Origin of the sequence: Wolbachia endosymbiont (group B) of Limnophora tigrina, from assembly GCF_964263235.1 — a bacterium.
Classification (GTDB): Bacteria; Pseudomonadota; Alphaproteobacteria; order Rickettsiales; family Anaplasmataceae; genus Wolbachia.
This window is the reverse complement of the sequence record NZ_OZ181655.1, coordinates 912,313-938,007: the sequence shown is the minus strand read 5'-3', so window position 1 is coordinate 938,007 and position 25,695 is coordinate 912,313. Positions and strand designations below refer to the sequence as shown.

The 25,695-nt window shown below is 35.4% G+C and carries 19 protein-coding genes and 2 pseudogenes; 15 read left to right on the top strand and 6 right to left on the bottom strand.

Features of this window, described 5'->3' with window-relative positions:
- The first annotated feature begins 69 nt into the window (after positions 1-69).
- Both ACE38O_RS04625 and ACE38O_RS04620 read left to right on the top strand, forming a co-directional pair.
- Complete coding sequence (locus tag ACE38O_RS04625) at positions 70-1,143, top strand: AI-2E family transporter (RefSeq protein ID WP_374698407.1); 1,074 nt, start codon at positions 70-72, stop codon at positions 1,141-1,143.
- Between the two features lie 129 nt (positions 1,144-1,272).
- A complete protein-coding gene (locus tag ACE38O_RS04620; RefSeq protein ID WP_374698406.1) occupies positions 1,273-1,908 on the top strand; it encodes a DnaA ATPase domain-containing protein in 636 nt (211 codons plus the stop codon).
- 169 nt (positions 1,909-2,077) lie between these two features.
- On the opposite strand, the pseudogene ACE38O_RS04615 reads toward ACE38O_RS04620, so the two are convergent.
- Positions 2,078-3,166: pseudogene (locus ACE38O_RS04615) on the bottom strand (IS481 family transposase).
- 310 nt (positions 3,167-3,476) lie between these two features.
- On the opposite strand from ACE38O_RS04615, the gene ACE38O_RS04610 reads away from it, so the two are divergent.
- From ACE38O_RS04610 to ACE38O_RS04585, 6 genes and pseudogenes are all read left to right on the top strand, one after another.
- Positions 3,477-4,463 (top strand): site-specific tyrosine recombinase, encoded by a 987-nt coding sequence (locus ACE38O_RS04610; RefSeq protein WP_374698405.1) that lies wholly within the window; start codon positions 3,477-3,479, stop codon positions 4,461-4,463.
- Between the two features lie 55 nt (positions 4,464-4,518).
- Positions 4,519-5,244, top strand: a complete 726-nt coding sequence (locus ACE38O_RS04605; RefSeq protein WP_319604560.1) for a lysophospholipid acyltransferase family protein — start codon at positions 4,519-4,521, stop codon at positions 5,242-5,244.
- A gap of 51 nt (positions 5,245-5,295) precedes the next feature.
- On the top strand, positions 5,296-5,565 hold the full coding sequence (gene rpsT, locus ACE38O_RS04600) for a 30S ribosomal protein S20 (RefSeq protein WP_374698404.1): 270 nt from the start codon (positions 5,296-5,298) through the stop codon (positions 5,563-5,565).
- Positions 5,566-5,645: 80 nt separating this feature from the next.
- Entirely contained in the window at positions 5,646-6,896 is a 1,251-nt protein-coding gene (locus tag ACE38O_RS04595) for a citrate synthase (protein WP_374698403.1), read from the top strand.
- Positions 6,897-7,784: 888 nt separating this feature from the next.
- Positions 7,785-8,906 (top strand): annotated as a pseudogene (locus ACE38O_RS04590) (IS481 family transposase).
- 23 nt (positions 8,907-8,929) lie between these two features.
- The gene (locus tag ACE38O_RS04585; RefSeq protein ID WP_374698228.1) at positions 8,930-10,168 is read left to right on the top strand and encodes an IS256-like element ISWpi15 family transposase; all 1,239 of its coding nucleotides are present in this window, start codon (positions 8,930-8,932) and stop codon (positions 10,166-10,168) included.
- 73 nt (positions 10,169-10,241) lie between these two features.
- Here the strand turns inward: ACE38O_RS04585 and ACE38O_RS04580 are convergent, their stop codons facing one another.
- Positions 10,242-11,447 carry a hypothetical protein gene (locus ACE38O_RS04580; RefSeq protein ID WP_374698402.1) on the bottom strand — a complete coding sequence of 402 codons (1,206 nt, stop codon included), beginning with the start codon at positions 11,445-11,447 and terminating at the stop codon, positions 10,242-10,244.
- 130 nt (positions 11,448-11,577) lie between these two features.
- Here ACE38O_RS04580 and ACE38O_RS04575 point away from each other — a divergent pair, with 130 nt between their 5' ends.
- The 3 genes from ACE38O_RS04575 to ACE38O_RS04565 all read left to right on the top strand — a co-directional run bounded on the left by ACE38O_RS04575 (position 11,578) and on the right by ACE38O_RS04565 (position 16,419).
- Positions 11,578-12,933, top strand: coding sequence for a phosphomannomutase/phosphoglucomutase (locus ACE38O_RS04575; RefSeq protein ID WP_374698401.1), 1,356 nt, complete (start codon positions 11,578-11,580; stop codon positions 12,931-12,933).
- Between the two features lie 361 nt (positions 12,934-13,294).
- Positions 13,295-15,976: a pyruvate, phosphate dikinase gene (ppdK, locus tag ACE38O_RS04570; RefSeq protein ID WP_374699087.1), complete on the top strand. Its 2,682-nt coding sequence runs from the start codon at positions 13,295-13,297 to the stop codon at positions 15,974-15,976.
- Between the two features lie 278 nt (positions 15,977-16,254).
- On the top strand, positions 16,255-16,419 hold the full coding sequence (locus ACE38O_RS04565; RefSeq protein ID WP_374698400.1) for a hypothetical protein: 165 nt from the start codon (positions 16,255-16,257) through the stop codon (positions 16,417-16,419).
- 479 nt (positions 16,420-16,898) lie between these two features.
- On the opposite strand, the gene ACE38O_RS04560 is transcribed toward ACE38O_RS04565, so the two are convergent.
- Positions 16,899-18,194, bottom strand: coding sequence for a Na+/H+ antiporter NhaC family protein (locus ACE38O_RS04560; protein ID WP_374698399.1), 1,296 nt, complete (start codon positions 18,192-18,194; stop codon positions 16,899-16,901).
- 175 nt (positions 18,195-18,369) lie between these two features.
- Between ACE38O_RS04560 and ACE38O_RS04555 the strand changes: the two genes are divergently transcribed.
- On the top strand, positions 18,370-19,338 hold the full coding sequence (locus ACE38O_RS04555; protein ID WP_374698398.1) for an RluA family pseudouridine synthase: 969 nt from the start codon (positions 18,370-18,372) through the stop codon (positions 19,336-19,338).
- 7 nt (positions 19,339-19,345) lie between these two features.
- Here ACE38O_RS04555 and ACE38O_RS04550 read toward each other — a convergent pair whose 3' ends face one another.
- Both ACE38O_RS04550 and aspS read right to left on the bottom strand, forming a co-directional pair.
- The gene (locus ACE38O_RS04550) at positions 19,346-20,608 is read right to left on the bottom strand and encodes an MFS transporter (RefSeq protein WP_374698397.1); all 1,263 of its coding nucleotides are present in this window, start codon (positions 20,606-20,608) and stop codon (positions 19,346-19,348) included.
- Between the two features lie 20 nt (positions 20,609-20,628).
- Positions 20,629-22,461 (bottom strand): aspartate--tRNA ligase, encoded by a 1,833-nt coding sequence (aspS, locus tag ACE38O_RS04545; protein WP_374698396.1) that lies wholly within the window; start codon positions 22,459-22,461, stop codon positions 20,629-20,631.
- 317 nt (positions 22,462-22,778) lie between these two features.
- On the opposite strand from aspS, the gene ACE38O_RS04540 reads away from it, so the two are divergent.
- The 3 genes from ACE38O_RS04540 (at position 22,779) to ACE38O_RS06110 (ending at position 24,605) form a co-directional block, all read left to right on the top strand.
- Positions 22,779-23,210: a hypothetical protein gene (locus tag ACE38O_RS04540; RefSeq protein WP_374698395.1), complete on the top strand. Its 432-nt coding sequence runs from the start codon at positions 22,779-22,781 to the stop codon at positions 23,208-23,210.
- A 3-nt stretch (positions 23,211-23,213) separates the two neighbouring features.
- Positions 23,214-23,837, top strand: a complete 624-nt coding sequence (ccmA, locus tag ACE38O_RS04535) for a heme ABC exporter ATP-binding protein CcmA (protein ID WP_374698394.1) — start codon at positions 23,214-23,216, stop codon at positions 23,835-23,837.
- 537 nt (positions 23,838-24,374) lie between these two features.
- Complete coding sequence (locus ACE38O_RS06110; RefSeq protein ID WP_410542002.1) at positions 24,375-24,605, top strand: hypothetical protein; 231 nt, start codon at positions 24,375-24,377, stop codon at positions 24,603-24,605.
- A gap of 82 nt (positions 24,606-24,687) precedes the next feature.
- Here the strand turns inward: ACE38O_RS06110 and pdhA are convergent, their stop codons facing one another.
- Positions 24,688-25,668: a pyruvate dehydrogenase (acetyl-transferring) E1 component subunit alpha gene (gene pdhA, locus ACE38O_RS04525; RefSeq protein ID WP_374698393.1), complete on the bottom strand. Its 981-nt coding sequence runs from the start codon at positions 25,666-25,668 to the stop codon at positions 24,688-24,690.
- Positions 25,669-25,695 lie beyond the last annotated feature (27 nt).

Here is a 25,695-nt window from a genome sequence, read left to right as displayed (position 1 = left end):
ATCGTAAAATACTTTCAACATAGGAAAAATAAATTGCATATTTTTCAGTAAATTAGCTATGCTAAACCCATGCAAAAACGTCATATAACTATTTGTTTTATACTGCTTTTTATAATAGGGATGTTATTCCTGATGCGTCCTATGATTTTTCCATGTTTAATGTCTATTGTTATTGCATATTTGTTTAATCCGCTAGTAGTCAAGTTTGAAAAGTATAGAATACCGCGTTCATGTTCTGTAATTTTTATAATACTTGTTTTATTAATAGCTTTTATACTAGTTATAACATTTGTTTTACCTATTATATATGTTCAAATTACTTCAATATTAAATTTCTTAGTGAGTAAAGTGCCTTCATTAAAACTTAAAGTAATCCCCTCTGTATTAGAATTTCTTAATATAAAAATCGAGGATAGCTTATTTGATCACTTATCTAAAAATCTAGCAGAAAATTACAGCGACTATGTATCTTATTTCATAAATGCTCTTGGTATTGCTAGTAACTTTATAATCCAAGTGTTAAGTTCAAGCTTTAGCTTGATTTACATGGTATCATTAATGGTGATCACTCCTGTAGTGTTTTTCTACATATTACGTGATTGGCCTTTAATTATAGAAAAAGCTAGTAAACTAATCCCTGTTCCTTACAGAGGAAAAGTTGCAGATTATTTTTCCAAAGTGGATTTCATTATATCCAATTATCTAAAGGGCCAGGTAAATGTATGTATTGTCATGATGGTCTTTTACTCTGTGAGTCTGAGCATGATCGGATTGAAACACTCTATTGTTATTGGAATTTTATCAGGAATGTTAACATTCATACCTTACATAGGGCCATTATTATATACCATTATTGGGTTTTTGAGCGCTATCACCCAATTTAGTGGATGGTTTGAAAGCGCTGCTGTTTTGCTATTATTTGGTATTGGACAATTAATAGACTCAAACATATTAGTTCCTTTATTAATAGGAAAAAAAGTTCATATACATCCAGCTGTAATTATTCTGGGAATTACTATATGTGCTTCATATTTTGGATTTACAGGTATATTACTTTTTATTCCAATAATAGCAATGTTCAATGTATCAGTAGAATATGCAATCAATAAATATTTTAAAAGTGAGCTTTATAAAAACGGCTAACAGACCTTTTGCATAATCAATTTATGGTAAGAGGAGAAATGAGCCCAGAATACCTGAGATATTTGAGGAGCGTAAGTAAATTTCTGCGCAAAAATTACTACCAGAAAGAGGTTACGTAAGAGGTTTAATGTGCAATTAAATTTATTTAACAACAATCAAGCTGATTATAGTCGGCAAAATTACATCATCTTAGATGAAAATAAGCACATATATAATTCAGTAATTGAGGATTTATCTTGGAAATGTCTCATTCTTTTTGGACCTAAAAGCTCTGGTAAAACTCATCTTGCTCATATTTGGCAGTCAATAAACGATGCAATTTTTATCAATGTGAATAACTTTGTAAGCGAGATTAGGTATAGCGATGCTTTTATTTTAGAAGACGTACAAAACATTAAAGATGAAGGAATGTTATTACATTGTTACAATTACATGAAAGAAAATGATAAGAAGCTGCTAATCACTTCTTCAATTTCACCAAAAAAACTTAACTTCAAACTAAGAGATTTAAGTTCTCGAATATTATCAACTATCAGCGTAAAAATTTTGCCTGCAAGCGAAGAATTATTAAGAATCATGCTAATAAAACGATTTTCAGATAAACAGTTAAAAATTGATTTAAAAGTGATTAATTATATTTTAGCAAGAATAGAACGTTCTTTCTATAGCATTGATAAAATTATAGAGAAGATAGATAATGAATCTATAGGGTCAAATGTGACCGTTCCTTTTATTAGCACTTTATTTAAAAAAGATGCCATTTGATTTCTTCTTTTGTAAAGGTATATATTAAAAATTTATTAACACCCATAACACTAACGTAATTGAAATCTCTATCTGTCCATGTTAGAATTATAATAAATGTTATGTTATAATAAATATAGATAGATACAGCTAAGATGTAAAAGACAAGATTTAATCTGACAGACAAGAATTAATTGACAGAAGAATTGAGGTAGTCAAAACTAATATCAGGCTCTTGTTTAATGCTACTAATGTTTTTCTGAAAAGCAATATATTTACTATCAAAAAACGTTTGCATAGGTGTTTTGCCATAGCAATACTTACCCGAGTGAGGCCTTGTCTCATTATAAGAACGCAACCAATAATCAACATCAATCTGTAGATCTTCCAAAGAATTGTAGATTTTCTTTCTAAAGATAATATTGTAACACTCATCTTGCATGGTTCTATGAAATCTTTCACATATGCCATTGGTTTGTGGAGAGTTGGCTTTGGTTCTAGAATGATCGATATTTTCGATTCCCAAATATAACTGATAAGCGTGATTTTCTGGCTTGCCACAATACTCTGTACCCCTATCAGTTAGAATGCGTAATAATGGAATTTTCTGCTCATCAAAAAATGGAATAACTCTATCGTTGAGGAGGTCTGCAGCTGTAATAGCTGTTCTGTCCGTGTAAAGTTTAACCATTGCAACTCTCGAATAAGTATCAACAAAAGTCTGCTGATAAATTAGCCCTATACCTTTGATATTGCCCACATAATAGGTATCTTGAGAACCCAAATAACCTGGATGTTGTGTCTCAATTTCACCATGAGCTTCCCTTTGTTCTTTAACTTTTTCTAAAGCTGTAAGTTGTTCTTCAGTTAAAATGATTCCTTCTTAAGCTACTTTTGTCTCTAGCGCTTTAAGTCTCTTTTTGAGAGTTTCAAGGTCATTTCTTAGCCATACAGACCTTACTCCTCCCTGAGAAATTATTATACCTCTTTTTCTCAGTTCATTTGCAGCTCTTTCTTGCCCATATGCTGGAAATTCTGTTGCTATACCAATCACTGCTCTTTCTATATCGTCGGAAACTCTGTTCGCTAATAGCGGTTTTTTCTTACTTATTTCATGTAATGCTTCCTCTCCTCCATTTTCATATAACTCCTTAAACCGATAAAATGTATCTCTTGAGTATCCCATCACTTTGCATGCTTGAGATACATTTCCTAGTTGTTTTGCTAGCTCTAATAACCCTAGCTTTGGTTTTAGTATTTTTGTTTGTATTGTACTCATTTCTAACACTCCTTTCTTTTATTATTTTATAACTTACTTATTTTAAGTGTCAGATCAAGTACTATTTAATACAGCTAAGAAGTATTCTATATTTATAGTAGAGCTCACTTTATAAGGTGTTTTTTATAGATTTGACGTTATAATTTAACTATGATAAGAGTAAGATTAAATTTAAAAAAAAGGTTCAAGCAAAGGTTTGTGATGTTCACTCTATTGATAAATGCCTTATTTGTCTCATATTTTCTCATAAGACACATAGGAAACACTTCCAATCAAATTATAGCCAAAGAAGTAAATATAGGAGCTGATAATGAAAAATAAACAGTCGCAAAATAAAAAAGAAAATCTTTACATAACATATTACATAGATGCTTTGGCTTCAGAGAGGTCCGCTACAAAAAATACTCTGGAAAGTTATCGTTCGGATTTACACCAGTTTGAAGAATTTTTATTAGAAAGCGGCACTACCTTGGTTGGCGTAAACAAAACCAATATTAAAGATTATGTAAAATATCTATGTACACAAAAAAAATATAAAAGTAGCTCTATAGCAAGAAAAATATCCGCTATGAAAAATTTCTATAAGTGTCTATTTAATGACGGAGTAATAGATTTTAATCCAGCACCGGCTAATGATGCTGAATTAAAGAATCCAAAAGTTTCTCGTCCTTTGCCTAAGTATTTAAGTGTCGAAGAAATATTTTTGCTAATGGACACAGTGAGAAAATCAGCAAGCGAATCGAATAAAGAGATAGGCAGTAAAAGGCTATGTGCGATTTTAGATATCCTTTACTCTTCTGGAATGCGTGTTTCTGAACTAATTGATATGAAGTTATGTGAAGTGTCACATTTAATAAACAGTAATAACAAAGAATGCTATATAATAATAAAAGGAAAAAGTGGTAGAGAGAGGCAAATTCTTTTTAATGAACAAGCATTGCAGAGCCTTAGAAATTATTTATCAGTTCGTGACAATCTGATCCCTAACGAAAAGGAATCCGATTGGCTATTCCCAGGTGATAAACCTAATAAACCAATTACAAGGCAGAGGGTCGGTCAATTAATGAAGGAGTTAGCAAGAAAATGCAATATTGATGAAAATAAGATCTCTCCACACGTGATTAGGCATTCTTTTGCTACCCATCTACTGGATAGCGGAGCAAATATTGTGTTGATACAGAAAGTTCTTGGCCATACTAACCTTTCTACAACACAAATATATACTCATATTGCTAACGAAAAGTTAAAGGACAAATTAGCTGATTCGCATCCTATTACTCAGATGATCAATAATTAAACTTATTGCTTTTAATTTGCAGTAAAGTTAAATTCAAATAAGTTTATGTGAGTTTGTGATTTCAAGTTTATTGTTTAATTTCTTCCTTATATTATGGGAAGTATTCTATACTTTAATTGCTCTCCCTGTAATTTTCTTTCCTGAGTATGTAATAACCATTTTCCTCGTCTGTTCGGTGAGAGTTGTATTATTCATGCTGCGTTTATTATGTGGCATTAAATATGAAGTGAGGGGAATGGAAAACATTCCTAAGCAGCCTTTTATCATTGCATCTAAACACCAATCTCCATTTGAAACATTTATTTTTATACTACTATTTAGAAAAGCGGTTTTTATTTTAAAACGTGAATTGAAATGGATTCCATTCATTGGTTTACATCTTATAGCGCTGAAAATGATTTTTATTAACCGTTCAGATGGTATCAGTTCTATACGCCATATAATTAAACTAGCAAAAATGCGTATAAAAGAAAATAGAAGCATAATAATATTTCCTGAAGGTACAAGAACGACTATAAACCAAAATATAAAATATCAACCAGGTATTGCTGCTTTATATAGCGTATTATCTGTTCCTGTGTTACCGGTTGCTTTAAACACTGGTTTGTTTTGGCCAAAAAGCATACTTTCTCTGAGAAAGAATCCCGGAAAGGCAGTAATAGAAATATTGCCCCCAATATATCCTGGGTTAAACAAAAATGAATTCTTGCAAAGTTTAGAAAAAATTATTGAAGAGAGAAGCAGTAGATTAACCATAGAAAAAACTGATATTGCAAATTAACAAAAAAACTTTATAATTAAAAAAAAAGTACAGTATTTTAGGTATTAATATATGGCAAATCATAAGAGTGCTAAAAAAATGATAAAGGTAATAGCAAAGCGCACTTTAATAAATAAGATGCGGAAAAGTAAAACTCGCACCGCTATTAGAAAATTGGTTGATATCATCAAGTCTGGCGACAAAGAAAATGTTGTTCTGGCATTTCGGAATGCTGAATCTAATTTACACAAGTGTGTGAATAAAGGTGTTATTCATAGGAATACTGCTGCGCGTAAAATAAGTCGCTTAAATGCACAAGTAAAAGCATTGATGACCGCTTAATACGGTTAATGTAAAGTTAACTGTATTAATATATACTCTTCAGTTTGTATATTCTTTATAAAATTTAAGTAGCTTAAGTGATGGATAAAAAAGTGCTATTAGAACTAAGTAATGGATTAAAAATTGAGCTACCCATATTAAGTGGAACAATAGGTCCTGACGTGTTAAATATCAAGGATTTATATAAGACGACAGGATTATTCACTTATGATCCGGGGTTTGTTTCCACAGCTTCATGTTCTTCTTCGATTACATTTATTGATGGAGATGAAGGAGTTCTTAAATATAGGGGACATGATATAGCTGATTTGGCAGAGAATAATAGTTTTACTGCTGTGATTTATTTATTACTCTATGGTGAACTACCCAGTTCAGAGCAACACAAAAAATTTCTTCTCAAAATACAAGAATCATCCAAAGTATCAGAGCAAGTTACAAATGTAATCAAAGCATTTCCAAAGACTGCTCACCCTATGTCGATTTTAGTTGCATGTTTTGCAAATTTGTCAGCATCTTACCATGAAACACATGGCAACAATGTCAACGGTGAAGATTTAGATTTTGGAATTTCTGCAATAGCACAAGTTCCTGCAATTGTTGCAATGATTTATAGGCATATCAACAATCAGGAATTCATAAATGCTAACAATGAATTAAGTTACAGTGAAAATTTCTTAAAGATGATATTTGGCGATGCTGTTGATAATGATAAAAGCGCCCTTTTTGCAAAAGCTCTGGATAAAATATTTACTCTCCATGCTGATCATGAACAGAATGCTTCTACGGCGGCTGTCAGATTGGTGGGATCGGCTGGTTCTAATCTGTTTGCAAGCCTCTCTGCAGGAGTTGCTACACTTTGGGGACCAGCACATGGTGGAGCTAATGAAGCAGTTATAAATATGCTAAAAGAGATAGAGCAAAGTGAAGATATAGATAAATTCATCGAAAAAGCTAAAGATGATAAAGATCCATTTAAATTGATGGGATTTGGACATCGTGTTTATAAAAATTATGATCCGCGCGCGCGGATATTGAAAGACGCTTGTCATGAGGTTCTAAGTAAACTAGAACAAAATAATGAATTGCTCAAAATTGCAAAAAAACTTGAAGAAATAGCTTTAAAGGATGAATATTTTATCGTGCGTAAGTTATATCCAAATGTTGATTTTTACTCAGGTATAATAATGAATGCTATCGATATTCCCTCAAATATGTTCACGCCTATTTTTGCACTTGCAAGAACCACTGGTTGGGTTACTCAGTGGTATGAAATGGTAAATGATAAAGAAACTAAGATCTGTAGACCAAGGCAACTCTATTTTGGTAAATAAATTTACTTTCACTTCATTAGACTTCTTGTATAACCCAAGCTAAGTAGAAAAAAGGTATAGCTAACACGTCATACCGCGATTCACTCCACAGCTGTACGAACATTCATTTTTGAAGGTAAATTGCACAACAGATGACGTCATTCCAGTCTGGAATCCAGAAATTTTGCTTATACTGGGCTGATGAGCTAAAGGTAGTTGTCTTACGCTAAAACAAATGTTTTTAATTAAGTTGCATAGAAGCTGGATCCAAGTAGTCAGGGCACTGGGATGACACCCCACTGGTGGCCCAAACTACAACGTTCGTACAGTTGTGCGCGGTATCTTAGCATAGATCCCGCTAACAAGTAGCGGGATGACGATTGTCGGTGAACCTAAGTTACTTTAGCTACAAACATTAAGAAATTTACCAAATAAAAAAAAAGGCAAAAGAAACCCCAGCTAATATCTATTTTAGAACATTGGCGTTTTTTAAGTCTTAAACACTGCAATTTAGCTGCTTTTAAATGCAACTCACCTTAGTTTGAATGTTTAAGAAATTTACTAAGCAGAAAAAAAGGCAAAAGATATCCCGTATTAGCTAGTTGTCACTCTCTAATCCTGCAAATTGGCGTGCTATACTGTCTTAAACGCTTTATAAGCGCGTTTCAGCTTATATAGGTAAAAACCCAGAAATGTTGTGAAGACGTAAGATGCGCATAGTGCAAAAAATTAAAAATAAGACGCCAATTACGTAATACTGGACTCCTGATATAATGTTGAACATTTTTTTTCTGCATTTCCGCCAGGGCAAGTTCTTGAAATCGAAACACTATATGTGTATTAAATAGGACTTGATCTGACACTTAAAATAAGTAAGTTATAAAATAATAAAAGAAAGGAGTGTTAGAAATGAGTACAATACAAACAAAAATACTAAAACCAAAGCTAGGGTTATTAGAGCTAGCAAAACAACTAGGAAATGTATCTCAAGCATGCAAAGTGATGGGATACTCAAGAGATACATTTTATCGGTTTAAGGAGTTATATGAAAATGGAGGAGAGGAAGCATTACATGAAATAAGTAAGAAAAAACCGCTATTAGCGAACAGAGTTTCCGACGATATAGAAAGAGCAGTGATTGGTATAGCAACAGAATTTCCAGCATATGGGCAAGAAAGAGCTGCAAATGAACTGAGAAAAAGAGGTATAATAATTTCTCAGGGAGGAGTAAGGTCTGTATGGCTAAGAAATGACCTTGAAACTCTCAAAAAGAGACTTAAAGCGCTAGAGACAAAAGTAGCTTAAGAAGGAATCATTTTAACTGAAGAACAACTTACAGCTTTAGAAAAAGTTAAAGAACAAAGGGAAGCTCATGGTGAAATTGAGACACAACATCCAGGTTATTTGGGTTCTCAAGATACCTATTATGTGGGCAATATCAAAGGTATAGGGCTAATTTATCAGCAGACTTTTGTTGATACTTATTCGAGAGTTGCAATGGTTAAACTTTACACGGACAGAACAGCTATTACAGCTGCAGACCTCCTCAACGATAGAGTTATTCCATTTTTTGATGAGCAGAAAATTCCATTATTACACATTCTAACTGATAGGGGTACAGAGTATTGTGGCAAGCCAGAAAATCACGCTTATCAGTTATATTTGGGAATCGAAAATATCGATCATTCTAGAACCAAAGCCAACTCTCCACAAACCAATGGCATATGTGAAAGATTTCATAGAACCATGCAAGATGAGTGTTACAATATTATCTTTAGAAAGAAAATCTACAATTCTTTGGAAGATCTACAGATTGATGTTGATTATTGGTTGCGTTCTTATAATGAGACAAGGCCTCACTCGGGTAAGTATTGCTATGGCAAAACACCTATGCAAACGTTTTTTGATAGTAAATATATTGCTTTTCAGAAAAACATTAGTAGCATTAAACAAGAGCCTGATATTAGTTTTGACTACCTCAAGGGAGTGTTAAATAAACTGTGTCAAACCGAAAAAAAAGTAATAAATTGATATAAAAAAATGGAGGTTTGACAATGAGTCAGAAAGTAGTAAACAGAACTACCGGTTTGGTAGATTATAAAGAATTAGAAACAAATATCCTGTCGTCTATACGAGAAGGAAGACCGTTGACAGGAAGAGATGGAGCATTAACACCGTTTATAAAAAAGTTGCTGGAGGTAAGCCTGGAAGGTGAAATAGAAAACCACTTGTCGGCTGAAAGCGAAGAGAATAATCGAAGAAATGGGAGGAATGCAAAGACTTTACGTACAAGCGCAGGGTCATTTGAGCTTTTGACGCCAAGAGATAGGGAAGGAAGTTTCGAACCACAAATAGTCAAAAAAAGGCAAACAAACTTACATCCAGAGCTTGAAACGAAGATTTTGAGCACATTTGCCAGTGGTATGGGCTATAGAGATATAGTGTCACATGTTGAGGAAATTTATGATCACAAAATATCGGCGGCAGAGATATCAAGTATTACTGACAAATTGCTACCAGTAATCAACGAATGGCGTAGTCGCCCGCTGCAGTCTGTATATCCGATAGTTTTCATGGATGGCATGTTTTTTAAAGTCAAAGAGGACGGGCATTGCGTAAGTAAATGCATGTATAACATATTAGGCATAGATCAAAATGGCAAAAAAGAAGTATTAGGTTTTTATTTGGCTGAAAGTGAAGGAGCTAACTTCTGGTTGGGAGTGCTAAATGACCTCAAAGAAAGAGGAGTAGAAGATATCCTTATTGCCTGCGTTGATGGGCTGAAAAGCTTTCCTGCAGCTATAAACAGTGTCTTTCCTAATGCGGAAGTGCAGATGTGTATAGTGCATCAGATACGCAACTCACTGAAGTATGTGGCCAGTAAAGATGCGAAGAGTTTTTTGAGCGATTTAAAGAAGGTATATCAAGCTTCAAGCAAGGAAATTACCGAGAATTATCTGTTGGAATTGGATGAAAAATGGGGCACAAAGTACCCTATGGTTATAAAATCTTGGCAGAATAATTGGGAAAACTTGTCTGGTTATTTTAAGTATTCTGGTCCAGTTAGGAGGATAATCTACACCACCAATCCCATAGAGGGGCTACATAGGCAAATTAGGAAATTCACTAAGACCAAAGGCTCATTTACCAGCATAAATGCCTTGTATAAGCAGGTATATTGTGCTATAAAGAAGGCAGAGGAAAAGTGGACGATGCCTGTACATGATTGGGCATTAACTATCTCTCAACTTGATGTTTTCTTTCCTGGCAGATTGAAAATTGAGTTGAACTAAAAATGCGGTTTGACACAGTTTATTTAACACTCCCTACCTCAATTCTTCTGTCAGTTAATTCTTGTCTGTCACATTAAATCTTGTCTTTTACACCTATACCAGATTGCTGAATTGCCATTTCTAAATCTTCTTTTTCTTTGTACAGTTGATTTAATTCCTTAACTAACTCTTGATTCTTTAATTGCTCTTTACTCATAAGCGACTCAATTAAAGTACCTTGTTCCTTTATTCTTTGATTTTTTTCAGATATAACTTGCCGTTGTTCATTAACTTCATCTCTCAAGAAGTCACGCTGCTCTGCAAGTTTGTTAATTTCATTTATAGTCTTATCTACTTCTTTTAATCCTTCTTGTTCATACTTTCTCTCATAATCTTTGTGCATTTTTTGTTTATCGTAGTCGTCGTCAATGTATCCATTAGTGATTTCAAACTCTTCATCACCAACCTCGCTCTCAACAGAAAGAGAACTTCTACGCGAACCAGGAGAGGAATACCCACTGCTGCTTGGTGTAGGTGACTGTTGTGGATCTTTTGTAAATATTTCCTCTGCTGGTACTTGCTGATCGTCCACGCTCTTACCCATGTCAGTAAAAGCTTGATATAGAGTTTTTCCATTGATAAAAACTTCTTTGTTTTGTTCAACTAACTTTGATACCTCTTCTGAGCTCGTTATTCCTCCAAATTTTGGTTCATTAACTACCCTTTTTATGCCACTGGAATCTACTTCCACAGTCATGCTACAACTTATGCTATTGCCTTTAGAATCGTTAGCCTGCCAGTTAATGGTCATTTCACATGAGGTTGAGCCAGTAAAATCATAGTGCCTTTCGCTGCCTTTTTTGGTTGCAGTTATTTGACTATCTTTCCCTAAAGATATGTTATAAACCTTACCTTCACTGCTGGCCTTTAAAATATTACCGACTTCTATTGATTTTTCTTCACTTTCAAATCTGATATTAAGGGCATTATCCTTTGCTGGATACACTAAAAAATTTTGATCCGGTAGAGATGATCTAAGTATTGCATATGCTGTATCCACTGATTGCTCAAATTCTTGGAGATCTTTTTCCCATTTTGAGCTTATCTGCTTCCTAACCTCCTCATCTTTGCGTAAAGGACCAATGAAATACCAGATTAAGTTTTTTTTCTCCAATTGTTTTATAGTCTCCCGCAAGCTGGTGCAAGACTCAATCACATCTAAAATATCCTTTGTCTGTTGTTCATCTACGTTGAGACTTTGACTCTCAGCTATAAATACATTTTCGTTTTTCTGTGGCATAATTTTACATTTTTAAAAATTATACTATAATATTAATAGATTTTTTTAAAAAATCAACTAATTGTTGAATAAATAAACTTGAGCACTTATCCACTATATTGTATAGTAGTTACTCCTTAAGAAGTGCAGTATGGACAATACCATTATAAGAAAATACGACATTAGAGGTATAATAGGCAAAGATTTGCAGATCAATGATGGATATGAGATAGGCAGAAAGTTTGGCCAAACCTTAGCTAATGTTTGTGTTGGCTACGATAGTAGAATAGATTCGCCAAGTATAGAAAGAGAATTAATTAGGGGCTTAACTTTATCTGGAGCAAATGTTATACGTGTTGGATTATGCTCTTCACCTATGCTCTACGCTGCAACGCAAATCACGCAGGCGGATCTTGGTATTGTAATAACCGCTTCTCATAACCCAAGCGAATACAATGGCTTTAAATTTTTTAGTAATAAAAAAGTCTTCTCAGATCAAGAAATGAAGGAAATTATAAACAGTCCAATTAAAAACAGTACAAGAATTGGAAGCTTAATTAACATAAATATATATAGTGAGTACATTCGCATATTAAAAAGTGCAGTGAAGAACAATAATACACAGAAATTAAAAATAGCCTGGGATTGTGGAAATAGCCCAGCAAGTGGAATCATAAGGTATATTGAAAAGATCTTACCTGGTCATACGCATATCGTAACCAATAACTCTATAGATGGGGCATTTCCACTACATGATCCAGATCCCATAGAGGAAAAAAACCTCGCTCAATTAATTGACATTGTGAAGAAATATGAATGTGATCTTGGCATTGCGCTAGATGGCGATAGCGATAGGGTGCGCTTAATTGATGATAAAGGCAACGTTGTTTCCAATGACCATTTATTTATGATTTTTGCACGTGAAGTGCTGGAGGAATATCCAGAAAGCAAAGTTATTGCCAACGTAAAAATGAGTATGAAGGTGCATGATTTTGTTAGTAAGTTAGGAGGGCAAGTTATTACCTGCGCTACTGGGCACTCACTAGTTAAGAAAAAGATGGTAGAGGAAGAGGCAAAGTTTGCTGGTGAGTTAAGCGGGCACTTCTTCTTTTCTGAGCTAGGTTTTGATGATGGGATGTATTCTGCTGTTAAAGCCGTTGACATTTTGCTTAAGAAAAACCAAAGCCTATCTCAGGTGATTAAGGATTTACCAAAGTTATATATCACTCATGAAGTGAAGATTGTAGTTAAAGATGAGAAAAAATTTCAAATAATTGAATCAATAAAGAAAACACTAGAGCAGCAAAATATTGTATTTTCAGATCTTGATGGTGTTAAGGTAACCGATAACGATAATAAAGGTTGGTGGCTTCTTAGAGTATCAAATACACAAAACTGCATTACAGCAAGATGCGAAGGAGATACCTTAGAGGATTTTGAACTCACTAAAAAGGTTTTGTTCCATTACATTGATGAAGCAAGGTCTTTAAATTGTAGCTGCTCATAGAAAAATTAACCCTATCTCTTAAATAGAGCCACTTAAGGTGGCTGCTCCTGAAACCCGATTTCGAAGGGCCTTCCTTCATCTTCAATAAAACAAACATTACTTTATTTGTTACTGCAGCACACCATTATTCTTAGAGTTGAAAAACTTAGAAAGAGCCATAAAAAAATTTTTAAATATATCTTTATATTATATATTCTTATTGATAATAATTTGTCATCTTTTTTGTTAACTTTACTGATGTTGCCAGAAGGAACGTTGTTGCCAAATTTTGTAAAATTTATTATCCTAAGGTTTCAAGTCCTCACAGGTTTATTGGAACTATATGTACAATGTGTTTATCAGTGAAAATCCGGAGAAAATGATGGGGGAAAAGTTAATACATTACTTTGGCCAGGGTAAATGCGAAGGCAATGCAGAAATGAAAAATCTGCTGGGAGGAAAGGGAGCAAATTTGGCAGAAATGTGCAATGTTGGCATTCCTGTTCCACCTGGTTTCACAATTTCCACCTCTGTTTGTCAGGCCTACTGTCAGGATAATGAATTGTCTAACGACCTACGTAACGAGATTAAAAACTACATGGCGATGCTCGAAAATGACATCGGTTGTAAATTCGGGGATTTAAATAACCCCTTATTAGTTTCAATACGCTCTGGTAGTGTTAGTTCAATGCCGGGCATGCTTGATACTATTTTAAATGTTGGTTTAAATGATGAAACAGTTATTGGGCTTGCAAAAAAAAGTGGAGAACGTTTTGCCTATGATAGCTACTGCCGTTTCATCATGATGTACTCCAATGTTGTACTACAGCTTGACCATCACCTATTTCAAGATGTTGTTGATAATGAACAGCAAAAGAGTGGAGCAAAAAGCTTAGCTGATCTTGATGTTGATGTTTTAAAGAGAATTGTTAACAATTTCAAAAGGATAGTACATGAAAAAACAGGAAAACATTTTCCGCAGAACGTTGAAGAGCAATTGTTAAACTCAGTTAATGCAGTATTTACCTCTTGGAAAAATGATAGGGCTGTTTCCTATAGAAGAATACATAACATTCCTGAAAACCTTGGAACAGCGGTCAACGTGCAAGCAATGGTTTTCGGTAATTTAAATGATAATTCTGCAACTGGTGTGATATTTACACGAAATCCTTCAACTGGAGAAAAAAAGCTTTTTGGTGAGTTTTTGGTTAATGCTCAGGGTGAGGATGTGGTTTCTGGTGTTTATACTCCTATGCCAATTGACGGAGAGCAAGAAAACACCATGGAGAAGTTGCTGCCAAGTGTCTACCGAGAATTATGTGTGGTATGTGAAAAACTTGAAAGGCATTATAAAGACATGCAGGATATCGAATTTACTGTGCAGGACGGTAAGTTATGGATTTTGCAGACTAGGTCTGGCAAGCGCACGGCTGAAGCTGCTATTCGCATAATAGTTGATATGGTAAACGAAGGAACGATTACAAAAGAAGAAGGAATATTGAGAATTGATCCAAAAACTTTTGACAATTTATTGCATCCAGTTCTTGACGTTAAGAGTGACCAAAAAGTAATAGGGAAGGGACTGCCGGCTTCTCCAGGGGTTGCTTCTGGATATGTAGTGTTTAGTGCAAGTGATGCTGAAAAAGCTGCAGAGCAGGGTAAAAAAGTGATTTTAGTAAGGTCAGAAACGAGTCCTGAAGATATTAATGGAATGAATGCTGCAAGTGGCATAGTAACAGCACGGGGAGGGATGACCTCGCATGCTGCTGTTGTAACCCGTGGAATGGGTAAGCCATGCATTTGCAGTGTAAGTGGACTTTATATCGATAAAGATGGAACTTTCTTTTCTGTGGGGGATATAAAAGTAAATAAAGGTGAACCAATTACCATCAACGGAGGAACAGGGGAGGTTATGCTTGGCATTCTTCCTACAATTTCACCTGAATTATCGCAAGAATTCAAAACGATAATCAACTGGATAGATGAAATCAAAACGGTCAAAGTGAGAGCGAACGCTGATACTCCAAAAGATGCAAAAATTGCAAAAGAATTCGGTGCAGAAGGTATAGGCTTATGTCGCACAGAACATATGTTTTTCGCTAGTGATAGAATCGAATTCATTCAAAAGTTGATAATAGCTGACGATGAAAATGAAAGGGCAAATGCGCTCATTAAACTGGAAGAAATGCAAAAGTCTGATTTCAAAGAAATATTTTCTATTATGGAGGGCAGGAAAGTCACTATACGGTTGCTTGATCCGCCTTTGCATGAATTTTTACCCGATAATCAGTCTACTATAGAAAAAATTGCTAAATCGCTCAATAAGTCAGTTGAATCAGTAAAAAATAAAATAGCACAGTTGTCAGAAAAGAACCCAATGCTTGGCCATCGAGGTTGTAGACTTGCCATTTCTCATCCTGAAATATATAGCATGCAGATTAGGGCAATACTTAGTGCTGCAAATGAGCTAAAAAAGGAAAAAAGTGTAGAAATCAAGCCTGAGATCATGATCCCTTTTATAATGAATGAGAAAGAATTTATTCTGATATGCGAGCTAGCAAAGAAAGAATCCTCTGTCATCTCAGCTGGGATCCAGACGCAGATTCCAGCGTCACGCGCTGGAATGACATCAGACAAGGCTTATTCAATTGGAACGATGATAGAACTACCAAGAGCAGCACTGATTGCTGATAAGTTAGCAAAACATGCAGAGTTTTTTAGTTTTGGCACTAATGATTTAACGCAAACAACCATGGGACTTTCAAGAGATGATTCAGTTAATTTCCTCGATTCTTATAAGGAAAGCAATATATTTGACAATGATCCATTTGAAGTGCTGGACATCGAAGGGGTAGGGGAGTTAATCAAGATAGCCATTGAAAGAGGCAAAAAAACCCGAAAAGAAATAAAACTAGGTATATGTGGAGAGCATGGAGCAGATCCAAAATCTATAGAGTTTCTCATCAAGTCAGGGGTGGATTATGTTTCATGCTCACCCTATAGAGTACCGGTTGCAAAGTTAGTGGCAGCACAGTTTAGCATAAAATCTAAGTTTGTTGGGTAAGTGAGAAATATAGCGATAATATAATCACTGGTGACTTTCCTCACTTAGACAACTGTGTCAAGCACTGGAATGATACCCTACTTAACCGTCATACCGCCGCGGTATCTCTTAGCCGCTAACACATAGCGGAATGACGATTCTTCAAATCGTCAAGGTGTCATCCCAGTGCCCCTTTTTTGTCATCCCAGTGCCCAGACACTGGGATCTCATTTCACTCTATAATGGCAGTGCCTCTATGATGTAAGGAATCCAGTTTTTATGCAATCTCATCAAGAACGTTGTGTTTTAACGTAAGGTTGGCTACTTTTACACTCACTAACTTAGCTAGATCCCAGTGTCTGGGCACTGGGATGACGAGAAAGGAGCACTGGAATGACATCATAGGAGGCTACTCGGATGACAAAAAAAGGAGCGCTGGAATGACACCATTTTCGGTCTCTTAAATTGCTTTAGCTACAAACATTAAGAAATTTACCAAATGAAAAAAAAAGGCAAAGAAACCCTAGTCATTGTCTATTTTCAGTATTGGCGTTTTTTAAAGTCTTAAACACTGCAATTTAGCTGCTTTTAAGTGCAACTCACCTTAGTTCAAATGTTTAAGAAATTTACCAAGCAGAAAAAAAGGCAAAAGAAACCCCGTGTTAGCTAGTTGTCACTCTCTAATCCTGCAAATTGGCGTACTATACTGTCTTAAACGACTTATAAGCGCGTTTCAGCTTATATAGGTAAAAACCTAGAAATGTTGTGAAGACATAAGGTGCACATAGTGCAAAAAATTAAAAATAAGACGCCAACTACGTTGTTTTTTTTGCTGTTTAATCTGCACAGATGAAGATAACTGAATACCTTCAGTACCATGATAAGAGGGCTGGCGAGGCTTGTCAAGTAATTCCGTTTCTTATGGGTAAAAAAAAGAGAAACTCTAAGTTGCAGCCGCACAATGTTTCTCTTTTCTGCTGTTGATGATTATTTCGCCTATTGTAACTGCTGCTAAAATAAAGCAGTAATATACCTGTGTTAATAAAGAAACAGGTGATACAGAAGCTATACTTCCTGCTAGCAATAGTTGAGAACCATAAGGTAAGATGCCTTTTGTAGCACAAGCAAAAACATCTAATAAGTATGCACTGCGGTATGGTACAATATCGTGTTTCTGTGCGAGTCTTTTTGCAATGCCACCACTTAGTAAAATAGCAATGGTATTATTGGCAACTAAGGTAGTAAACATAGACGCAATTCCTGCTATCACAAATTCAGCTTTAGTTTTTGTGATATTACTTTCATCGATGAGTTTATGCAACGCTTTTTGACCTTGTTTGTACATTATATGGCTCAACCCACCGATAAATAGAGCAAATATCACTATTTCGTTTACTTTTTTGAAACCGTCATACACGTCATGAGGAAATTGAACGATGGCATAATCAAAAAAAGCTATTCCTAGCATACCAGCAATAATTATGTTTACAGTTATTGTTACTAAAGTGGTGACTTCAAGCAGCCCCATGATTATTAAAGAAATATAAGGAATAATTTTTATTATAGAATAATAATCTAAATTTGATATAGAAATAATTTTTGTACTACTTGAAATCACTGCCAGATAGGTGAGTGTTATAATACCTGCAGTAAATGCAACCTTAGAGTTTATTTTAAGTTTATCTTTTGCTGAAGCTCCCTGTGAAGAAACAGATGCAATGGTGGTATCAGATATCATTGAGAGGTTGTCACCAAACACGGCACCACCTACTACAGTTGCAGTTCCTATTTCAAGACCAAAAGCTCCACTTTTTGCCAGATTAACAGCTATAGGTACCATCAGCGCAACAACTCCCATAGATGTGCCAATTGCAGTTGAAATAAAAGCAGAAGCCAAAAATACTCCAGGCAGCAGTAATCTTACTGGAAGGAAATTAAGAATTAAATTAGCAACAGTGTCTGCGCTACCAATTGATTGAGTAACCGCAGAAAATGCTCCAGAAAATAAAAAAATTAAACACATAGTAAGGGTATTTTTGTCACCCATGCCCTTGATAACAGTATCGATGTTATGCTGAATTTTATTTGTACCACGTGAGACAGCAAAAAATAGCGCTGGTAACAAGCAGATTACTGGTGAAACCTGATGAAGTGGATTATCAGTTCCGATAAAAGAAAAATAAGCACCACTTCCAAGGTACAAGATTAAAAAAATAATCAAAGGGACAAAAGCTGTCATTTTACTGTACCTTAAACTTATAACTATAACTAATTCAGTGGTTTTAAGCAAGTTTGGTTTTCACTAGTTTTGCAGGAAGTTGACAGCAGAGTTTTAAACTTCATATTTAATCTACTAAATAAATAGCACATGTAGCCGAAGGGTTTATATCTTGTGCTATACTTTATTTTATGTCATGCAAACAGTTGATATTAGCATACATCCAAATAAAGTAATGGAGAATATAAAAACCATATCAGTAAAAGACGATAACGTTAGGCTGGATAGGTACATCAGAAGAATCTTTCCTGATCTAAAGCAATCTGTAATTGAAAAATCTTTAAGGAAAGGGTTAATCAAAGTTGATGATTGCAAAGCAAAGTCTAGTGATAGAGTAAATTCTGGACAAACTATAACGCTGAAGCACTTGAATTATATTGAGAACGCTAATTCTGATCGCAAATATAATGAAAAGTTAGTGGATCTACTAAAAGAGAACATATTATATGAAGATGAATATATATTAGCTATAAACAAACCCGCAGGGGTCATCGTTCAAGGTGGCGTAAAAGTAAAGATTAGCATTAGTGATTTGCTTGACCAAATAAGAGAGGAAGAAACATTTAAAATTGTCCATAGGCTGGATAGAGATACGAGTGGAGTGATAATATTCGCACGCAATGCTAGTGTTGCCAGATACCTTATGGAGGAATTTAAAGGACGAAGGGTAAAAAAAACTTACTTGGCATTGACTTCTGGCATACCGAGCAAGGATAGTGGAACAATAGACTATCCATTGGTGAAAAAATATGTTTCAGGTCAAGAAAAAGTGGTCGTTGATGAAAATTCACCTCAGAATGCCACTACGCATTTTTCAATTATAGCAAGGTTAGAATATAATGTCGCTTATTTAAAATTACAACCAATTACCGGCAGGACCCATCAGTTACGTGCACATTTAGCTCATATAAATTGCCCTATTCTTGGTGACGGTAAATACGGTGGTAAAAAAGCTTTTATTAATGGGGTAGCAAATAAAATTCACCTTCATTCGCATTCTTTATCTTTAAAGTTACCAAGCAATAAAGAAATCACTATTACCGCTCCTATCCCTAAGCACATTGAAAAGTCTATTGAAGTGCTGTTGAAACTTGCTTTCGACTGAAACGATTTCACCAATCAACTTTTTTGTCTTTGGGTTTAATCTGCATTACAGATATCAAACTAACCAATGCACACATGGTAAGATAAGCACCTGCTGCAAATTTTGTTTCGGTTGTTTCGATGAGAAACATACATATAGAAGGAGAAAGGCCACCAAAAATTCCTGCAGATATGTTATGTGCGAGACTAAAGCCGGTGCACCTAACTTTCGTTGGAAATAACTCACAGGCAAGAGAATTATATATCCCAAAAGATGCACCTATCGGCACACTTATCAACAGAAAAGTGAGCGTTACAATATAGTGATTATCATACGATAATAGCGAAAGTGCCGGCAAACCGGCGCAAGCTAAAGCTACTAATGTAGGAATCATTACATTTTTTCTTCCAACTTTATCAGACAGTATTGCAAACAGCACTGCAGACGTTCCAAATGTAATTTCAACCATAATCCTCACTACGTTTTTAATGTCAATGCCTGAGAGAATAAGTTCTTTTACAGATATATTGTAGAACATGATTGCTGAGTAGACAATTGCATTTTGGGCGATACCAAGTCCAATTGCTATCACGAATGCTCTTTTGTAGTCTCTAATTAATTCTAAAAATGGTGAGTGAGATAAGCTTTTATTTTGATCGTGCACTTTATATGCTAAGCTCTCTTCCATTATGTATCTTATTAAAAAACCTATTACGCCCATAATAAAGCAGAAATAGAAAAGCAACCTCCAACCCCAAATTTCATAATCTTCACCTGTAAATTTTTTGCAAATAGCTATCATTACAAAACATGTGATAGAACCAAGCGCGCCACTGAAAGCTTTCATGCTACCTAAGAAGCCTAGATTTTTTTTATCGCTTGAATGCTCTATTAAAAAAGCTGAGTTGATACTCGTTTCTCCGCCTGCTGCCATTCCTTGTGTTATTCTACAAAGTAGAAGTAATATAGGAGAAAATATTCCTATTTCTTTGAAGCTTGGTATAACCGCAATTGCAGTAGATGATATCGAAGCTAATATTACGGAAGTCAGCAAAATCTTCCTTCTACCGTATTTATCTCCAATGTAGCCAAAAATAAATGCACCAAGTGGTCTAAACCCAAATCCAATCGCAAAACTGCCAAGAAATTTGATTGTGCTTAAATAATTACTTTCTGAAGGAAAAAAAACATTGCTTATTATATGCGTCAAAACTCCAAACAGAGTTACTTCATACCATATAATCATGTTGCAGATTATGCCCGATAGTATTGCTTTTTGGATATTATTCATAGTTTTTAAGTTTGACTAATCTACGAATCAGTACACTTTGCTATAGAGTTTTCACTGATGGCTTGCAGGGATAATTCACGTAAATGTTTATTGTCCACCTGAGAAGGAGCACCCATTAGAACATCTTCACCCTGCTGATTCATAGGAAAACAGATTACTTCACGAATATTTGGCTCGTCAGCAAGCAGCATAACCATTCTGTCAACCCCTGGTGCTATTCCGCCGTGAGGTGGTACTCCAAATCTGAATGCACGCACAAGCGCACCGAATTTTGTATCAACTTCTTCTTTGCTGTAGCCTGCAATGGCAAAAGCTTTATACATGATATCCAGTTTGTTATTACGAATTGCCCCGCTTGACAGTTCTATTCCATTGCAAACCAGATCATATTGGTAAGCAAGGATATCCAGTGGATTCTTTTCCTCTAAATCTTTCAAGCCGTCATGTGGCATAGAAAATGGGTTATGAAAGAAATCGATTTTTTTGTTTTTATCGTCATATACAAAATATGGAAAATCAATGATCCAACAGAACTTGAAAATATTGTCATCTATAAGACTGAGTTCTGACCCTAAAAGAGTGCGCACTTTTCCTGCAATGTTTGCCGCTTCATTCTCTTTATCAGAAGCAAAGAACACACTATCTCCAGGCTTTACATTCGTTATTTCTCTTATGTGATTTAGCCTATTGTCATCGAGAAATTTAGCAATTGGTCCTTTTGCGGTGCCATCTTTATCAAACGTTATATATCCAAGCCCTTTGGCACCAAATTCTTTTTGTGCATGTTCTATTTTTTTATCAAAGAAGCTACGTGGTTCCTCTGCTGTTTTAGGAGCAGAGATGGCTCTCACTACCATACCGCGCTCAATATTGCTTTTAAAAATATTGAATTCTGAATCACGAAAAATCTCTGTAACATCGCTAATTAATAATGGATTACGCAGATCTGGCTTATCAGAACCATATTTGAGCATTGCTTCTTTATATGTAATACGTGGAAAATCTTTATCGACAGACTTACGAGAAAATTTAGCAAACACTTTATATAAGGTAGACTCAATAATCTGAAAGATGTCTTCTTGAGTCACAAAAGACATTTCAAGATCTAGCTGATAGAACTCTCCTGGAGAACGGTCAGCTCTTGCATCTTCGTCACGAAAACATGGTGCAATTTGGAAATATTTATCAAACCCTGAGACCATGAGCAGCTGCTTAAAAATCTGTGGAGCTTGTGGCAATGCATAGAATTTGCCAGGATTTAGCCTGCTTGGCACTAAATAATCACGTGCACCTTCAGGGGACGAAGCAGTAAGTATTGGAGTCTGAATTTCCAAAAACCCTTGCTCTATCATGAGCTTGCGGAGTTCTGCAATAATTTGTGAGCGCAGAATAATATTGTTGCGGGATTTTTCACGCCTTAAGTCAAGAAAACGATATTTAAATCTCATGTTTTCTGGGTATTCTTGTTCACCGGCAATGCTTGATAATATACTTCTTTCTTCTTTCGCTATTTCTTCATCACAGTGGAACTCAACTTCTGATTCAACGTGCAAATTGTTAACTATAACTTCGACTTCTCCTGTTGAAATAGAGGTGTTTACCGTGTCTTTAGTTCTAGCTTCAACTATCCCTGCAACAGTAATTACACTTTCTGATTTTAAATTTGAAATCTCATCAAAAAAGTCTTTGTCATTGTTAAATACTAGCTGAGTGATTCCGTAGAAGTCTCTTAAATCAACAAAGATTAGGTTACCGTGATCGCGCTTACGGTATAACCATCCAGAGAGGGTAACTTCCTTTCCTACATCATTCTTCCTTAATTCATTGCACGTGTGAGTCTTGTAGCAGTTCATATTTGTTTTACTTCTAAATTCTTTAAGAAGTATAGAAATAAACCTTACTACATACAAGCCCATTCATTCGGGTATAGCTAAAGTAATTCAGGTTTACCTATAATTTGATAAGCGCAAAATCCGTCATTCCGCTACGTGTTAGCAGCTGAGATACCGCGGCGGTATGACGTAGGGAGACCTAATCTGTAGCTGTATTTGTCCAATTTACGAAATAGAGCAGTATTACTTTTATACTGTCTTTACCCGCAAAAAAATTGCACAATTTCTATAATTATGGTATAATAGTAAGGGTATTTTTAATGAATTAGATACAGGAAATGCCACTTGCACAGATCATAATATATAGCATAACGTTACTTGCTGTAGCTGTAGTATTTCTCCTTTTGAGAAAGATATACAAAAATCGCATTAGAAAAGTCATATTTCCTATAAAAGTCCTCAAAGAAGAGTGGGAAGAAGACAGAAAATTCAATGAATTATATCAAAAGAATAAGCAAAAAGAGTTGATGAAACACCAGGAAATGCTACACGAGAAGCAAAAAGATATACAGGTTTACAAAGAGGATCCAGAAATAGTTGACATAGCAAAACCGTTAGGTAAATGGACAAAGATGGTTATGATGGGTAATGTTTTAATGCAGCGTTTTGCACAATTGATACATAGAGAAGGCGGACAGAAAGGATTTTGGGAGCTGTTTGTAAAAGCTCAGGCTTCAACTCAAGGTAAACATAAGGGGAAGGGCAGATAATTCATGCTCGAATGTGAAAATTTATCCTGCGCTCGTAATAACAAAGTATTATTTAAACATCTCAGTTTTAAAGCTGAGCCAAAATCAAAGATTCTAATCACTGGTCCAAATGGTAGTGGTAAAACCAGCTTAATTAGAAGTTTATCTGGACTTTTACCGCCGGTGTCAGGCAATATAAGGCACTGCGGGAAAGACATATACGACGATCCAAAATCCTATATATCTTCTATGGTCTACATAGGGCATAAAAACGCCTGTAAGGATAGCTTAACTGTTGCTCAAAACATGGAATTCTGGGCAGGAATACGAAATACTAGGGAATTGATTATGGCAGCTATTTGTTGTTTGCAGTTGCAGCCTGTACTTAATATTAAATACAGCGAACTTTCTGCTGGCTGGAAAAGAAGAGTTGCACTTGCTCGTCTCTTGCTTTCTAATGCAAATATTTGGCTGATAGATGAACCATTTTGTAATCTTGATAGTGCAACGTGTGAATTAGTGCTGAACCTAATCTCAATACGCTCTGAGCAAAATGGTATAGTAATTATTACAGGGCATAGCTCTACAGAGCAATTGTGTGATTTTACAACGATTGATATACGCGATTTCAATAGACTTCTTGCATAATAATTTGGCAGCGCATTGGATGAAACGAAAAACTTCCTTGACAAACTCCGCCAACTCCCTTATCATGAAACTGAAGGTATTCAGTTATCTTCATCTGTGCAGATTAAACAGCAAGAAAACAACGTAGTTGGCGTCTTATTTTTAATTTTTTGCACTATGTGCACCTTATGTCTTCACAACATTTCTGGGTTTTTACCTATATAAGCTGAAACGCGCTTATAAGTCGTTTAAGACAGTATAGTACGCCAATTTGCAGGATTAGAGAGTGAACACTAATTACCACGGGGTTTCTTTTGCCTTTTTTCTGCTTAGTAAATTTCTTAAACATTTTAGCTAAGGTGAGTTGCACTTAAAAGCAGCTAAATTGCAGTGTTTAAGACTTAAAAAACGCCAAATACTGAAAATAAACAATGACCAGGGCTTCTTTTGCCTTTTTTTTATTTGGTAAATTTCTTAAATATTTATGGCTAAAGTAATTTAAGAGACCGAAAATGGTCAGCGCATGATGCTGGTTCACTCTATGACGGTGTCATCCCAGTGCTTCGACTACTTGGATCCAGTTTTCTTTACAAATTCACCAAAAGTGCTTCATTCTATAACGCAAAACCCATATTCACCAAACCCAATGCATTACTTGCAATTAAGTTTCCTGGATCCCAGTGTCTGGGCACTGGGATGACAAGAAGAGGGCACTGGGATGACAAGAAAGGGGCTACTCGGATGACACCATCCTTTTTTCTGGATTACAGTGTCTGGGCACTGGAATGACAGGAAGAGGAGGTGACTTAGATGACGGGAGAATTAAATGACATCGTTTACTATACAATTCGTACAGTTCTGGATAAAAAAATTAGCTAACAAATTTATAAACATCAGTATACAACTCATCAACGCTTGGTTCTTTACTATTTCTGGCAAAATCCTCTGATTTTTTCACTGCATCACGTATTTCCTTATCAATTACTTTGCATTCTTCTTCTGAAGCAAATTTATTATTTATCATGTACTTCTTTAAAGTGCTTATAGGGTCATGATTTTGCTTCATATCTTCAACTTCTTCTTTTAAGCGATAAGTAGCAGGGTCTGACATTGAGTGACCGCGATATCGATATGTCTTCATTTCAAGCAGGATAGGCCCTTTTCCGCTGCGTGTGTGTTCCGCTGCTTCGCTTGTAGCCGCATAAACAGAGAAAAAATCCATTCCATCAACTTGTTTTCCAGAAATACCAAAACTTTCTCCTCTTTTATATAACTCTGTTACTAAAGTTGATCTTTGCACAGAAGTTCCCATTGCGTATTCGTTATTTTCTATGATGTAAACCACAGGCAACTTCCACAAAGATGCCATATTAAATGATTCATATACTTGTCCTTGATTTGCAGCACCGTCACCAAAATACGTGAATACCACGTTATCTCTTTTCTTATATTTATTAGCAAATGCTATTCCTGTGCCAATTGGAACTTGTGCTCCCACTATTCCATGTCCACCGAAGAATTTTTTTTCAACGTCAAATACGTGCATCGAACCACCTTTGCCTTTCGAGCATCCTGTTTCTTTGCCAGTGAGTTCTGCCATTACAACATTTGGATCAGAATTACATGCGAGCATTAAGCCATGGTCTCTATAACTTGTGATAAAAGCGTCACCTAATTTTGATGCAGCTTGAGTTCCAACTGCAACTGCTTCTTGCCCTATTGATAGGTGACAGAACCCGCCTATTAATCCCATTCCATATAACTGGCCTGCTTTTTCCTCAAATCTGCGTATAAGTAGCATTTTTTTGTAGAATTCAATCACCTGTTCTTTAGTGAAATTTTCTGCTTTCATATTGGTTTCTTTTTCATTAAACTAACA

Coding starts and splice junctions, on each gene's coding strand:
- ccmA (WP_374698394.1), top strand. CDS start 23,214: ATGCTCGAATGTGAAAATTTATCCTGCGCTCGTAATAACAAAGTATTA.
- ACE38O_RS04560 (WP_374698399.1), bottom strand. CDS start 18,194: ATGACAGCTTTTGTCCCTTTGATTATTTTTTTAATCTTGTACCTTGGA.
- ACE38O_RS04540 (WP_374698395.1), top strand. CDS start 22,779: ATGCCACTTGCACAGATCATAATATATAGCATAACGTTACTTGCTGTA.
- ACE38O_RS04575 (WP_374698401.1), top strand. CDS start 11,578: ATGGACAATACCATTATAAGAAAATACGACATTAGAGGTATAATAGGC.
- ACE38O_RS04625 (WP_374698407.1), top strand. CDS start 70: ATGCAAAAACGTCATATAACTATTTGTTTTATACTGCTTTTTATAATA.
- ACE38O_RS04610 (WP_374698405.1), top strand. CDS start 3,477: ATGAAAAATAAACAGTCGCAAAATAAAAAAGAAAATCTTTACATAACA.
- ACE38O_RS04555 (WP_374698398.1), top strand. CDS start 18,370: ATGCAAACAGTTGATATTAGCATACATCCAAATAAAGTAATGGAGAAT.
- ACE38O_RS04550 (WP_374698397.1), bottom strand. CDS start 20,608: ATGAATAATATCCAAAAAGCAATACTATCGGGCATAATCTGCAACATG.
- ACE38O_RS04595 (WP_374698403.1), top strand. CDS start 5,646: ATGGATAAAAAAGTGCTATTAGAACTAAGTAATGGATTAAAAATTGAG.
- rpsT (WP_374698404.1), top strand. CDS start 5,296: ATGGCAAATCATAAGAGTGCTAAAAAAATGATAAAGGTAATAGCAAAG.
- ACE38O_RS04585 (WP_374698228.1), top strand. CDS start 8,930: ATGAGTCAGAAAGTAGTAAACAGAACTACCGGTTTGGTAGATTATAAA.
- pdhA (WP_374698393.1), bottom strand. CDS start 25,668: ATGAAAGCAGAAAATTTCACTAAAGAACAGGTGATTGAATTCTACAAA.
- aspS (WP_374698396.1), bottom strand. CDS start 22,461: ATGAACTGCTACAAGACTCACACGTGCAATGAATTAAGGAAGAATGAT.
- ACE38O_RS04580 (WP_374698402.1), bottom strand. CDS start 11,447: ATGCCACAGAAAAACGAAAATGTATTTATAGCTGAGAGTCAAAGTCTC.
- ppdK (WP_374699087.1), top strand. CDS start 13,295: ATGGGGGAAAAGTTAATACATTACTTTGGCCAGGGTAAATGCGAAGGC.